11 protein-coding genes are annotated in these 13,208 nt (G+C 54.9%); 8 read left to right on the top strand and 3 right to left on the bottom strand.

The annotated features are described in order from the left end of the window. The first annotated feature begins 153 nt into the window (after window positions 1–153). Window positions 154–1,308 (top strand): class I SAM-dependent methyltransferase, encoded by a 1,155-nt coding sequence (locus tag Q31a_RS15450; protein ID WP_145079596.1) that lies wholly within the window; start codon window positions 154–156, stop codon window positions 1,306–1,308. An 88-nt stretch (window positions 1,309–1,396) separates the two neighbouring features. On the opposite strand, the gene Q31a_RS15445 is transcribed toward Q31a_RS15450, so the two are convergent. The 3 genes from Q31a_RS15445 to Q31a_RS15435 form a co-directional block, all read right to left on the bottom strand. Next, window positions 1,397–2,497, bottom strand: a complete 1,101-nt coding sequence (locus tag Q31a_RS15445) for a response regulator (protein WP_231690776.1) — start codon at window positions 2,495–2,497, stop codon at window positions 1,397–1,399. Continuing rightward, window positions 2,497–2,871 carry an Hpt domain-containing protein gene (locus Q31a_RS15440; RefSeq protein ID WP_145079593.1) on the bottom strand — a complete coding sequence of 125 codons (375 nt, stop codon included), beginning with the start codon at window positions 2,869–2,871 and terminating at the stop codon, window positions 2,497–2,499. Before Q31a_RS15440 ends, Q31a_RS15445 begins: the two co-directional genes overlap by 1 nt. 252 nt (window positions 2,872–3,123) lie before the next feature. Beyond that, window positions 3,124–4,149 (bottom strand): PIN/TRAM domain-containing protein, encoded by a 1,026-nt coding sequence (locus tag Q31a_RS15435; RefSeq protein ID WP_145079590.1) that lies wholly within the window; start codon window positions 4,147–4,149, stop codon window positions 3,124–3,126. Between the two features lie 556 nt (window positions 4,150–4,705). Between Q31a_RS15435 and Q31a_RS15430 the strand changes: the two genes are divergently transcribed. The 7 genes from Q31a_RS15430 (at window position 4,706) to Q31a_RS15400 (ending at window position 13,174) form a co-directional block, all read left to right on the top strand. Continuing rightward, window positions 4,706–6,025, top strand: coding sequence for an adenylosuccinate synthase (locus tag Q31a_RS15430; RefSeq protein WP_197355307.1), 1,320 nt, complete (start codon window positions 4,706–4,708; stop codon window positions 6,023–6,025). An 89-nt stretch (window positions 6,026–6,114) separates the two neighbouring features. After that, entirely contained in the window at window positions 6,115–6,885 is a 771-nt protein-coding gene (locus Q31a_RS15425) for an isoprenyl transferase (RefSeq protein ID WP_231691242.1), read from the top strand. An 18-nt stretch (window positions 6,886–6,903) separates the two neighbouring features. Further along, complete coding sequence (locus Q31a_RS15420) at window positions 6,904–7,830, top strand: phosphatidate cytidylyltransferase (protein WP_231690775.1); 927 nt, start codon at window positions 6,904–6,906, stop codon at window positions 7,828–7,830. Window positions 7,831–7,853: 23 nt separating this feature from the next. After that, the gene (locus Q31a_RS15415) at window positions 7,854–8,897 is read left to right on the top strand and encodes a PhoH family protein (protein WP_145079587.1); all 1,044 of its coding nucleotides are present in this window, start codon (window positions 7,854–7,856) and stop codon (window positions 8,895–8,897) included. 95 nt (window positions 8,898–8,992) lie between these two features. After that, complete coding sequence (locus Q31a_RS15410; protein WP_145079584.1) at window positions 8,993–11,353, top strand: HD family phosphohydrolase; 2,361 nt, start codon at window positions 8,993–8,995, stop codon at window positions 11,351–11,353. Between the two features lie 6 nt (window positions 11,354–11,359). After that, complete coding sequence (gene ybeY / locus Q31a_RS15405; protein ID WP_145079581.1) at window positions 11,360–11,842, top strand: rRNA maturation RNase YbeY; 483 nt, start codon at window positions 11,360–11,362, stop codon at window positions 11,840–11,842. A gap of 15 nt (window positions 11,843–11,857) precedes the next feature. Then, window positions 11,858–13,174: a hemolysin family protein gene (locus Q31a_RS15400; RefSeq protein WP_145079578.1), complete on the top strand. Its 1,317-nt coding sequence runs from the start codon at window positions 11,858–11,860 to the stop codon at window positions 13,172–13,174. Window positions 13,175–13,208 lie beyond the last annotated feature (34 nt).

Genomic DNA, 13,208 nt, shown 5'->3' with positions numbered 1-13,208 from the left:
GCGAGGAATTCGGTCTGTGTACTGGTGGCGGCGTAGATTGTTGTAATAATTCGCTTGCCCCTTTGAACGAAGGAATGAAAATTCCTACGGAAGCTCTAAGTAAACATCGGTTTCGCTTAATGAACTTCGTCTTTTCCTTTCAGAGGACTACTGATGGCAGCTTCTCAAACCAGTTCTGCACCAAGCTATACGAGCGCTCTCACGACATTTCTTAGTAGTATTGAGGAGTTTGCTGGCTCCCTTTCGCAACTAGAAAAAGAGATTCCCGCGGATCAAGTTCCGGTTCACGGTGATCGTTGGCACCAGCAGGTTTTGGCCGCGTTTGAAAAATCGCAAGCCGCTTGCCGAGAATTTGAGACCACGGAAGGCATTACCCAACCGCAAGTGTTGGAAGCACAGAAGCTGTTTCGCGATCGAACGGGCCATTGGATGGAGCAGAGCTGGATTGCACATCGCTCCCGCACGAAGCCCAGTGGTTTTGCGGGCGATTACGAAATGTTGCTAAAGCTCTACGAGGAAGCGACGCCAGCCTGTGGATTGGGTGGCTACATTGATTTGTGCATCCTCGATCTACCTTTGGCCCGAGCCGTGCGCGCCAGAATGGCATCGGTTCGTAGCTTTCTCTTGACCGAGCTGGGACGTCGCGATGGCGACGCACCGGTGCGCATACTTGATATCGCCAGTGGTCCCTGTCGCGAGTTTTTGCAGTGGCCCGCCGCCCGCTCTCAGCGAGTCGAGGTTGTCGCATTGGACAATGATCCGCAAGCAATCGACTATGTCAGTCAGCACGTGAAACCGCAGCTTCCTGACTCGACAACGATGTCGATGAATCGCTACAACGCGTTGCGCACGCGGTCGGCTGAGAACACGATTCGCCATTTCGGCAAATTTGATGTGATCTATAGTGTCGGTCTTTGCGACTACCTCACCGATGAGCACTTGGTGGGATTGCTACATGGCTGGGGGGAGACTCTCAACGAGCAGGGTGTTTTGTACATTGCTTTCAAGGACACTGAGCAATACGACCAGACTCCCTATCAATGGCACTTGGACTGGTTCTTTTACCAGCGAACTCTGCAGGACGTCTTGCGACTCTACGAACAAGCTGGATTCAATGTGCACGCGATGGACACAGTGCGCGATGCTACCCAGATCATCGTAAATTTCGTAGCGCGCAAAGTCCCAGGTGCAATTGTTCGTCTCGACTCTGCCGAAGCTCAGCCGCGACGTCGCCGCGCACCTGGTACAGCAGGTACCAAAGTGCAGTCGTCCACCGCTAGTAGCGAAGGGGCGACCGAGGCTTCTTGAGCCGTCTAGCGCGCTATTGCCTGCACCGTTTCGCATCTTGGGAGCGACGGCATCCCGTGGATGCGAAACGTAGTGGAAGGCTGGTGAGTTAGGTTGAAAGGCCAGCCATCGCCACAGGTGGGCTGACCGACATAGGGACAGGGATTGCGTTGACAGGCAAGGGATCTTCGCCGTCGAGGCAATTCTTGATTTGAATAAAGCGGTCTTCCTTGTGAAGGAAAGCATCGACGACATCGGGGTCGAAATGGCTGCCGAGTCCCTCGATGATAATCTTCTTAGCCGCTTCGTGGCTAAACGCATCCTTGTAGACCCGTTTCGTCGTCAGGGCGTCGTACACATCTGCCAGTGCCACGATCCGGCCACACAACGGAATCTCAGTGCCCTTCAATCCGTTGGGATAGCCTGATCCGTCGTATTTTTCGTGATGAGAGTTGGCGATGTCTCGTGCGAGTCTCAAGTATTCTGCCGATGGGCAGGCCGCATAGGCAGCATCGAGCGTATTGCAGCCGATCGTCGTGTGCTGCTTCATGATCTCAAATTCTTCCGAAGTCAAGCGTCCCGGTTTGAGCAGAATGTTATCCGGTATACCGACCTTACCAATATCATGGAGAGGGCTGGTTAGGTAGATCGCGCGAATGAAGTCCGCATCGATGATGTGTTCGTATTTTGGTTGCGTGGCTAAATACTGGGCCAAGACTCGAGAGTACTCCCGCATCCGCTCCAGGTGAGCTCCGGTCTCGGGGTCCCTAGACTCAGCCAATTTGGCTAATGAAAAGACGATCAGACCGCGGTTCTCTAACGAAACGATGCGTTCTGCCACTCGCAGACGTACGTGCAGCTCATAGGGATCAAAAGGTTTGGTGATGAAGTCGTCAGCACCCGCTTGCAAACCACGCACCAAATTGGTTCGGCCGTGTAGCGAGGTCAGCAGCATGAAGTAGACGTAGTCGCCAAGTTGTCGGCGGCGTACTTTTTCGCACAATTCAATGCCAGTCATCTCTGGCATCTGCCAGTCGGAAATGACGATACGGCATTCACCTTGGCAAATGAGTTCGTATGCCTCAGCGCCACTTTGAGCGCTGATGGTATGCACTCCCATTTCGCGAAGGACCCCGCACAGCAGCTCACTACAGCAAATGTCATCATCAACCACGAGCACGGTTGCGCGTTGGTCATTTTGTTGATGCACTAGACGGCCCCCATTTCTCGCATGGCAAGGAGTTTTTCGATGGATTCGAATTCCTGGGTGAGTTGGGCCGACAAATCCGGGAATTCAAATGTCATATCGCTATTCGCGGTCGAATAGAGTTCATTGGCCAATTGGGCCAGCTTGTTCGCGGAAGCGGTTAATGCGGTCCCCTTGAGCTTGTGGGAACCACTTTGAACCGCAGCGAGATTCGACGTCTCAATGGCAATCATCAACGTCTCAATTTCGTGCGATGCCGATTTATGAAAACTCTTCAGAATGCGCTCCATCAGATCGGACCGCCCCATGCATCTCGCGAGCAGTGCGTCGAAATCGATGGACTCAGCGTTAGGAGAGCAGGAGTTGGCGTTATTCATAACGGTCGTTCGCAGGTGTTAGTGAATCGCCCGCGGATTCTGTAGGAAGGAGGCAAGTTCGAAAAATTTGAACCGCTGAACAATAGATTGCACTAACGGAGAGTCAAAGCGGAACTCGCAATTTCGTAAACTAATACGCGAAATGTGAATGTCGAGGTGCGCGAACCGGCGCAGCCTCGTCCGGCCTATACCCCAAAAGACGTGAGATGCAGTGTTTTTCCCAGCACTGGGGGGTAGAAGGGCACCGGTGCGTTACGCGCCCGAACGAATGGCCGCATCATCGACTTTGGCGAACAACATGCGGCCCGCTTGAGTCTGTAGCGTGCTGGTTACCACGACGGGCAGAGTGGCATTGATGCGGTGCCTCCCCCCTTCGATGACTACCATGGTTCCATCATCGAGGTATCCAATCCCCTGCTCTGGTCCTTCGCCCGCTTTGACCACGCGCACTTCAAATGCCTCGCCCGGCAAGAATTGGGGCCGCAGGGAGGCGGCAATCTCATTCAGATTGACGACCGCCACGTTATGGACTTTGGCCACCTTATTCAGGTTGAAGTCCCCCGTAATGATTTTGCCTTCCAGGTGCTTGGCAAGAATCACTAGTTTCATGTCGACCGGTTGCCCCGCAAATTCGGGTAGCTCACGATCGTAGATTTGGAACTCGATGTTAGGCTGCGTGCGCAGTCTGTTCAGAATATCCAGTCCTCTTCGTCCCCGAGCACGCCGTAGACGGTCGTTGCTGTCGGCGATCGCTTGCAACTCAGCCAGCACGAAGCCGGGCATGACCAGCTGACTTTCGATGATGTTGGTTTCGGCGAATTCGGCCAACCGACCATCGATAATGGCGCTGGTATCCAACACAATGGGGCGTAACCCCTTCAAATCCCGAGCAAATTCGACGTAGGGAATGACGAAGCGAAAGTCGTCTTTGGTCTGCAACAGAAGGCTGGTGCAGGCGTAGCACAAGACGGACCCCATGAGTAGTAACGTGGGGGCCGTGTAGGGGCTGTTCGCGGGAATCAAGGGAGCTAAGGCCAGATACAAGATGTAGGTCATTAGCACGCCGACGAGCAAGCCGAAGTAGACGCCCGAAATGACCTCAATTTGCTTGCGAGGCGTGAAAATGTCTACGGCAATCACGCCCAGAGACATCAGGACCGAGCCAAAAATCACCAGGTAAGGGATATATGCTGGTCCGCTGATATCAATGCGGAGCAAAAGGGTCGCGATGCCCGCTGCTACACAAATGAAGCAGACTCTCAGGATCAATAACGCCATAGTAAAAAATTCTAGTCGACAAATAGATAAAGGAGGCCGCGCAGCCCACAGTCAGGTGGAAGCATACGGACGAGGCTGCCATGCATGTAAAGAATTTATAGTGTAAGTCTACACCTACGCGACCCTCTCGCCACTGCGAAGTTTAGGCGATTTACCACGAAATGTTGGTATAATGGGGGTTTTGAGCCGAATGTGCACCGAGCTACGGTGGAATGGGCTCGCTGCCGTTACTTGACGCCCACGCACAAGGTGTCGATACTTCTCAGCTTGCATTGCCAAAGTCCTCAATGGGAAGCGGTCTCCGTGCCATAGTACAGCTCGGCGATCGCGATCCTTTCAGTGCCCCTTGCAATACGGTTATCTACCGGGTGTTGGTTCACCTAAGTAACCAGGCCATGGTGTGTTTTGACACCTATGGGGTAGACGTAAGCCCTGCGGCGCCGTCAGCGTGTGCTGCTTGGGAATGTATTGTGTTCGGATCATCGCGGTCCCTGGCACTCCTTAAGGATCGCCGGCGACTCGTTCCTAATTATGTTTAAATCGGTGGGAGTTTAGTGTGCCAGCTGCTTGTGTGATTGGTTTGCAGTGGGGAGATGAAGCAAAGGGCAAGTTGGTTGACCTACTTGCGCCTGACCACGACTGCGTCGTACGCTATCAGGGAGGGGCTAACGCTGGGCATACGGTCGTCAGCGGTTCCGAAGTGTACAAATTGCATCATGTTCCCAGCGGAATTCTCCATTCGCAGGTGAAGAATTTCATCACACCGGGTGTGGTGATTGAACCCACAACTCTGATCGGAGAGTTGAGCGGGCTCGAGAAGCGGGGAATTAATCCTCGCGTGAACCTGACGATCAGCGAGCGAGCGCATCTGGTAATGCCCTGGCATCTGCTCGAAGACGAATTGATGAACCGTTTGCTGGTTCAAGGCGAGAATATCGGAACGACCCTCCGCGGGATCGGGCCTTGTTATCGCGATAAGGTTGGCAGAACGTTTGCCGTCCGTGCGGCAGATCTGATGCAACCCGATCTGGAAGAGCGGATTGCCAACGTCGTGGAGGCCAAGCGAACGCTGCTGGTGGGCATGGGAGCCGATGCGGCGGACCCGCGTCTCGATGCTCAGGCCATTGCCGAGACCGCCAAGGGGTGGGCCGAGCAGCTTCGCGGCTTGATTGGCGACACCACCAACTGCCTGCTGGACGAATTGGATGACGGCAAGCGACTCTTGATGGAAGGCGCTCAGGGGTCTCTCTTAGACATCGACCACGGCACATTTCCGTTCGTTACCAGTAGCAATTCCTCCGGGGTGGGGATTAGCAGCGGTTCGGGCGTTCCTGCCAAGTGGCTCAAGCGTGTGATCGGCGTTGCCAAGGCCTACTCGACGCGTGTGGGAGGCGGCCCCTTTCCGACGGAGTTGAACTGCGAAGTGGGGCAGAAGATTCGAGATCTAGGAAACGAGTACGGTACGACGACGGGACGCCCCCGTCGCTGTGGCTGGTTTGACGCAGTTGCTGTACGCTATACTGCCCGTCTGAGCGGGATCGATTCCTTGGCGTTGATGATGATGGATGTCTTGGCACACTTTGACGAGATCCAAGTTTGTGTGGCCTACGATATTGACGGCCAACGGGTGGAGCACTTCCCCTGCGACGCTGCGACGCTTCGCCGGGCTAAGCCGATCTACGAAACGCTGCCGGGTTGGAAGCAAGATGTGACCGGCGCGCGTACCATGGACGATTTGCCCGAACTGGCGCATCGGTATCTCGAACGCATTAGCGAGTTGATTGGTGTACCGGTCAAAGTCGTTTCGGTGGGACCGGATCGCGAGCAGACGATCTTTACCGATCGTGAGGACCTAATGCGTTTAGACGGTATCTAGTGCAAGAGATGCCCCCGCGGTTATTGAGTTGGCTTTGCTCAACACCGATACCATTTCGCTTTAACAGTTGAGGTACAGCGTTGCAGCCTATGGAAGGAATGGAAGCCGTTGAACTGAATGTTCCACTTGAGCGTCGTCCCAAACATGTGGCGGTGATCATGGACGGGAATGGTCGTTGGGCGCAGCAACAGAGTTTGCCGCGCATCGAGGGGCATTTGCGCGGGGTGGAATCGGTCCGCGCGGTGATGGAGGCCTGCCGAGAGTTCGGTGTGGAGGTGCTGACACTCTACTGCCTCAGTAGTGAGAATTGGAAGCGCCCGGCCCTGGAGCTGGAATTTCTCATGACTCTGCTCAAGGAATACTTGATCGCGGAGCGCGAGAGTTTGGTTGAGAACAACCTCCGAGTCAAATTCATTGGGCAGCGTGATCGCTTACCGTTGGAAGTTCAAGAGGAGATGGAACGCACCTACCAGGCCTGTGCCTCCAACGATGGGATGACGCTGTGTCTGGCGATCAATTACGGAGCTCGACTTGAGATGGTCGATGCTATCCGGCAAATTGCGGCGGAGGTGCAGCAGGGGGAAATGGAGTTATCGTCCATCACCGAAGACACGGTGGATCGGTACCTGTACACGGCGGGGCTGCCCGATCCCGATTTGCTCATCCGCACCAGCGGCGAGATGCGTATCAGCAACTTTCTATTATGGCAAATAAGCTATTCTGAGATCTACGTGACCGATACTTTGTGGCCCGAGTTTGGCCGCTCTGAGCTAGCGTTGGCGATTGCCGACTACGCGGGGCGCAATCGGCGTTTTGGTGGACTGCAAGGCAAGTCCCCATTGCCCAACACACACGCTTAACGCGGGAGTTTCTCTGCTTTGCTTCGCTACCGGCTCTTATCGGCTTTGGTCATCATCAGTTCAGCACTCGTGTTTGTGGGGCTCGACGCACGGGGGCCCGTACTGGGCTGCACCGGTTTTTGGATGATACCGCTAGGGCTGTATCTCATTTACGGGAGCGCCGTTGAGTGCGTATGGATGGGGCACCATGGTGAGTTTCGCGGAATCGCAGCTCCAGCGTTGATCGGCTGTGGTGGGGTGATGCTGGCGGCCACCGTGCCTGCCTATTGGCCGCTGCTGACGGGAGCAAGCTATCCAGCGGATTGCTTGCTCGGTTCCTTAGGTTGGCCGCTGGCCGCGTCCATGATCTCTCTAGTCGGCTGTTTTCTGTGGTTTATGCGGAGCTATCAGCCCCATTCTGGTAGCTTGATGCGATCCTTGCTGGCGGGTTGGGTGTCCGTGTACTTTGGCGGATGCTTTGCGTTCGCCCTAGCACTGCGACTCACCGGAAGCAGCGGTTGGGGGCTCTACTTGTTAGTCGGCGTGATTCTCGTAACCAAGTTTTCGGATGCGGGAGCCTACTTTGCAGGACGCGCCTTGGGACGCACGAAACTATGCCCCAACGTCAGTCCCGGTAAAACGGTCGAAGGTTTGGTAGGTGGGGTCGTGGTCGCCATCCTCGCGAGTTGGATCTACTTTAAGATCTGTGCGCCGCGAGTCTTCGAGGCGGACCAGCTGCAGGTATCCACTTGGGGCGTTGTCTTGTTGGGCACGCTACTGACTCTCGCTGGGGTGGCTGGGGATCTGCTCGAATCGATTTTTAAACGCGAAATGGGCTACAAAGACAGTGGTCGATTGTTGCCCGGCTTAGGCGGTTTGTGGGATGTTACTGATTCTCTTCTGCCCGCTTCCGTAGTGGGCTACCTGATCGTGGTCGCGCAACTTATTCAAGGACCTGGCCAGTAGTCAGGCAAGGCGGAGAGGGATCTATGTCCGAAGCGAATATTAACTTGGTCGACCCCGCAGCAGTGCTTAGCCTGTTCGGTCCCCAAGATCAATTCCTGAAGATCATTCGCAATCACTATGGTGTAGCCATCACGCACCGCGATGGAAAACTCAAAATTATTGGGGAGGCGGAGGCGGTGCGTTTAGCAACCCACGCCATGGAAGATCTCCACTTACGCGTCCAGCAGGTGGGCAGCCTGACGCTGGCTGAAGTGGAGGGGGTGCTGCGGGGCGTCAGCCCTACAGTTTCAGGCAGCAGCTCTCTTCCCCCACCCAAGAGCGGCGAAGCTCGCCCCAAAAACTCTGCTAAGGCCGAAGTGAACCTGGCTCATAAGCAACGTATAATTAAGCCTAGGACGGATGGGCAAGCTAGGTATGTCGAGGCTATTCGGCTCAACGATCTCACCTTTTGTCGCGGACCGGCCGGATGTGGCAAGACGTACTTAGCCGTAGCCCTTGCCGTTGAAGCCCTTAAAAGCCAGACAATTCGCAAAATCGTGCTAGTGCGTCCCGCGGTGGAGGCGGGGGAAAGTCTTGGGTTTTTGCCCGGTGATTTGCAGGCGAAATTAAATCCGTACTTGCGGCCGCTACTCGATGCCCTCAATGAGATGCTAGACTACGATCAAGTCAAGTACCTCATGGAGCACGATGTCATCGAAGTTATCCCGCTGGCCTACATGCGCGGGCGGACGTTGAATGATGCATTTATCATCTTGGACGAAGCCCAGAATACGACCTCGGCTCAGATGAAGATGTTTTTAACGCGGATGGGGGATGGTTCCAAAATTGTGGTCTCCGGCGACGTCACCCAGGTCGATTTACCTGGGGGAGTGACTAGTGGATTACGCGATGCATGGCATCGCCTTGCTGGAATCCGTGGAGTTAGCTTCGTGTCGTTGGCGACTCAGGATATTGTCCGCCACCGCTTGGTACAGGATATTGTGAACAGATATGAATCGCGCAATGCAGCAGAATCGACTTTGAATCCAAAAGATTCCGATCCGCCTGCTGGGACCCCTGCAAGTTAGACTTCGTGTGACGGGCGTGGAATTCCCCTTGGCAAGGGGCGACTTTTTAGCGCGTTGCCAATGCGACGCGAACTGTGTAACACAATCGAGGCCTCATGGCTCAAACGCACTCCAAACGCACTCGCAGTAAACGCGTTGCATCACTACAGCTGGAACCTAGCGTCCTGAGTCGCTGGCTGCGTCAGTTCCTCACTGGACGCACGCTGTTGCAAAGCTCCGTGGCTCTAGTTGCCGCGCTGCTGATTATCGTGACGCTGCGCGGTTGGTTGCCTCCGTTTTCCTTCCGCGAGGGGCAGATACCCGAGCGGGATGTGGTGGCCCGCGTAGCTTTCGAAGTCTACGACGAGGGCCAAACAGAGCAGAATCGCCGCGAGAAGCGCCGTGGAGAATTGTGCCTCTACGAAAACCGCCCGCAACCGATCTTTCGTCTGCTGGACGCTATCAAGAGCCGAGTGGTGTTGCTATTGGACAGCACACCCTACGAAGATTTGACTGAAGAGCAGTTGGCGGCACTCGAAGCACTGCGGCCGCAACCGGTCGATGGTGTAACGCCCGACGATAAAGAAAATCTGCAGGCCTTGCGCTCGCTGTTTGCGGGGCCCAACAAGTTGGACGATGGCAAATTTCAGCAGGCGTTGGGGGATATCCTCAAGACTTTTGCGGGAACCGGGCTGCTGCAATCGCTGAGCCACGACAGTGAGCAGGGGATGCAGCGTTCGATATTGGTCTTCCCTGTCGGTCTGCCCGATGAAGGGGTGGTCGTCAATGTGGCCCTCGTACGGCACGCGGATGTGGCGGTCGAATTGCCGCAGAAATTGGTCGAGGGCTTCCAGAAATATTACACGACGCCCGACGCGGTACCGGTCGCCAAGATGGTCAGTGGCTACATCGCCCGCAATTTGCCAGTGACGCTTTCTTACCGCCAAGACCTCAGTGAGAAGGTGCGGCTCAAAGCCGAGGAATCGGTCGAGGCAGCTTATGTGAACTATATTCCGACCGTCAGCAAGTTGGCTGAGGCGGGCAAGCCGATCACCCGCGCGAAGGAGTTACCTCTCCTTCATGCGGAATACGATGCCTGGATCGCGAAGCTTTCTTGGGGCGAGACGCTCTTCCGTTTGCTCGCATTTTCAGGCATGTTGGCTGCCATCTATTTACTGTGCGGAATCTATGTTTACTACCAATATGACCGCACTCTCCTGACCGAACCGACCAACCTAATTCGCTTGTTGGGACTGGCCGTTGTCACCTGCGTCCTGTGCCGGTATGCGGCGCCCGATCCCATGCGGGCTGAAATCGTGCCGCTAATTCTCTGCGCGATTATCATGACGATCACCTTTGGTCGCCAAGTCGCATTGTTGATGACGACCTGCCTGTGTTTGATCATCACCCTCGGTTTGGGATTGGATATCGGCGGATTTGTAACGCTGTGCAGTGGCACGTGCGCGGCGGTGTTGTTCTTGGGACGCATTCGCACACGCACCAAGCTGATCTACGTCGGCTTGGCTGCGGGCGTCATTGTGGCCCTCACCCACCTGGGCGTGGACACCGTCCTTGGAAAGCTAAATTCAGCCATTGTGGCCGCCGAAACCAACTCGAGCAATTTGACAATTGACTGGACTTGGCTATTGCCCAGTCTTGGTGGCGAAGCCTTGCGACTGGGCGGCTTTACCCTTCTAGCGACAGCGTTGATGACAGGTCTGTTGCCATTCATCGAAAAGCTGTTTGGGGTTCAAACCGATTTAAGCCTATTGGAGCTGGGCGATGCGAGCCACCCGCTTCTGCGGCAATTGGCGCAGCGCGCGCCGGGAACTTACAACCATTCCATCAACGTTGCTGCCATTGCTGAAGCAGCAGCCGACTCGATCGGCGCACACGGATTATTGACACGCGTGGGAGCCTACTTCCACGACATTGGCAAGATGTTCAAACCCAACTACTTTATCGAAAATCAAGAGCAAGGCGGCAATTGCCACGACACATTGCAACCGGCCATGAGCACCTTGGTCATCATCGCCCATGTTAAAGACGGCGCCGACTTGGGGCGGCAGCATCGACTTCCCAAGCCGATTATCGACTTTATTGAGCAGCATCACGGTACGACGCTAGTCGAGTACTTCTATCGCGAAGCCGCCAAACGCAGCCAGGCTGATCCGAACAAAGAAGAGGTCTCGGAAACGTCGTTTCGTTATCCTGGTCCCAAACCGCAGACTCTCGAAGCTGCGGTTCTCATGCTCTCCGATTCCGTGGAGAGTGCCAGTCGCACCCTAGTCGAACCGACCTCATCGCGCATCCAAAACTTGGTGGACCAGATTGCGATGAAGAAATTGCTGGACGGGCAATTCGATCAATGCGGACTCACCCTCCAACAACTCGATCGACTCAAGAGTTCACTGGTCAAGTCCCTCACTGCGATCTACCACGGTCGCGTCAAATACTCGGGACAGGCTTCAGCCTAAGCCGTGATGACCAATCCACCTGCGATCGACCTCGATATCGAATACTATGTAGACTCCGTCTACGACGATTCTCAGCGAATTAGGCTGGCTGCATCATGGATCGCCCAACACTACGGTTTTGATCGATTCCAAGCCAGTATCAGTATCGTTGGCGATGACGCGATCCGTGAAGTCAATCGCACTGAATTGAAGCACGATTGGGCCACGGATGTAATTAGTTTTGTGATCGAGATGGAAGACAAGGTGGTCGACGGCGAGGTGATTGCCAGCGTGGACACCGCCGCCCGATTGCACCAAGCCGCCGGCTGGAGCGTCGAAGATGAGCTGCTGTTGTATGTAGTCCATGGATTGTTGCATGTCGCTGGATTGGATGATCTAGACGAGTCTCAGCGGCGCGAAATGCGAGCCGCCGAGCAAGCTTGTTTGTTAGCGCTTGGCGTTGCGCATGCAGCCGAATTGCTGGACCGTTGGGATAATATTTCGTACTAGTTACTGAAAAGATTGATGAGTATCACTTGGCTGGGAATGCTGATGTGTATCTGCTGGGCGCTGACTTTGCTCGGTGGCCTTGGCCTGCACGTGCTTGAAAATTTCAATGGTCGCAAGTTAGAGGCTTACAGCAGACTCCGCCGACAGCCCGAACGCTTTGGGCACATTCTGGATAACCTCGATCAAGCCTCAACGACCGCTCAATATCTCTTGCTGTTCGGCTTAGTGATCGGATCCCTGGCCGCGGGAGCATGGTTCTACACCACGGGCGAAGTGACACACTTCGACGGTAGACTCTCGGCCGATGTGAGCCCAGCGACCCTCTTGATGTGGGTGATTAGCTGGTTGGTTCTGCTGACTTTGGCGGGACTATGGCTACCCAGAATTGTCGTCCGCTACAGTTCTTCGTTGTTCCTGTATCACACGTGGCCCTTGTGGTATGGCGTAGCCGTACTCACTCGTCCCGTGGTAGGACTGGGAGAGGTTTTTTCTTGGGTGGGGCAGCGTCTCAGCGATGAGCCTGATGATGAGCAGTTTGAAGAGGAGATGCTGGAGGACGAAATCAGGACGATGGTTGCCGCTGGCCAGCGCGACGGTGTGTTTTCGCAGGGCGTGCCCGAGATGATCCAAGGCATTATGGATCTGGACGAGAATGATGTCGAAGAAATCATGACTCCGCGTAGTCTAGTGGATGCCATCGATGTCGATCAGCCCTGGGAAGAGGTGGTGAGGCATGTTGCCGATTGTGGGCGGACGCGACTGCCGGTCTATCGCGAAACGAAAGATCAGATCATTGGCATTCTGTTCGTTAAAGATCTGTTGAGTGCGCTGGCGTCGACCAACTTCTCCCCAGGCCCCGATACGCTCGAAGGCATTTTGCGAAAGCCTTGGTTCATCCCCGGCAATAAAACCGTTGATGAACTGTTGCGCGTCTTTCTGCACAATCGCAATCACATGGCGATTGTCGTGGATGAATACCAGCAATTTGTGGGAGTCGTAACCATTGAAGATGCGTTGGAAGAGATTGTCGGGGAGATTGCCGATGAACTCGATACGGAAGAAGATAGCGATTTAGTTTATGACGAAGCAACGCATCAAATCGAAGCGGAAGGCAAAGTCCAGATCGAAAGTATCGGTAAGTTGCTCGGGATTGATCTGCCCGAGTCAGACGACTACGACACCGTGGGTGGCCTGGTCATCCATCGCCTGTCCGAAATTCCGCAAGTTGGTACACAGGTTGAGATTAACGGAATTCTCATCACCGTCCTGAAAGCCACCAAACGCATGGTGCAACGAGTGCGACTGGAGATCGTCGACCAGGTCGAGCGTTGATTGTCGATCGCACCTGAGTACTGCGGTACGGCCT

This window comes from Aureliella helgolandensis (genome assembly GCF_007752135.1).
Lineage (GTDB): Bacteria > Planctomycetota > Planctomycetia > Pirellulales > Pirellulaceae > Aureliella > Aureliella helgolandensis.
The sequence above is the reverse complement of the archived record's forward strand: the minus strand, read 5'-3'. Positions and strand labels throughout refer to the sequence as shown.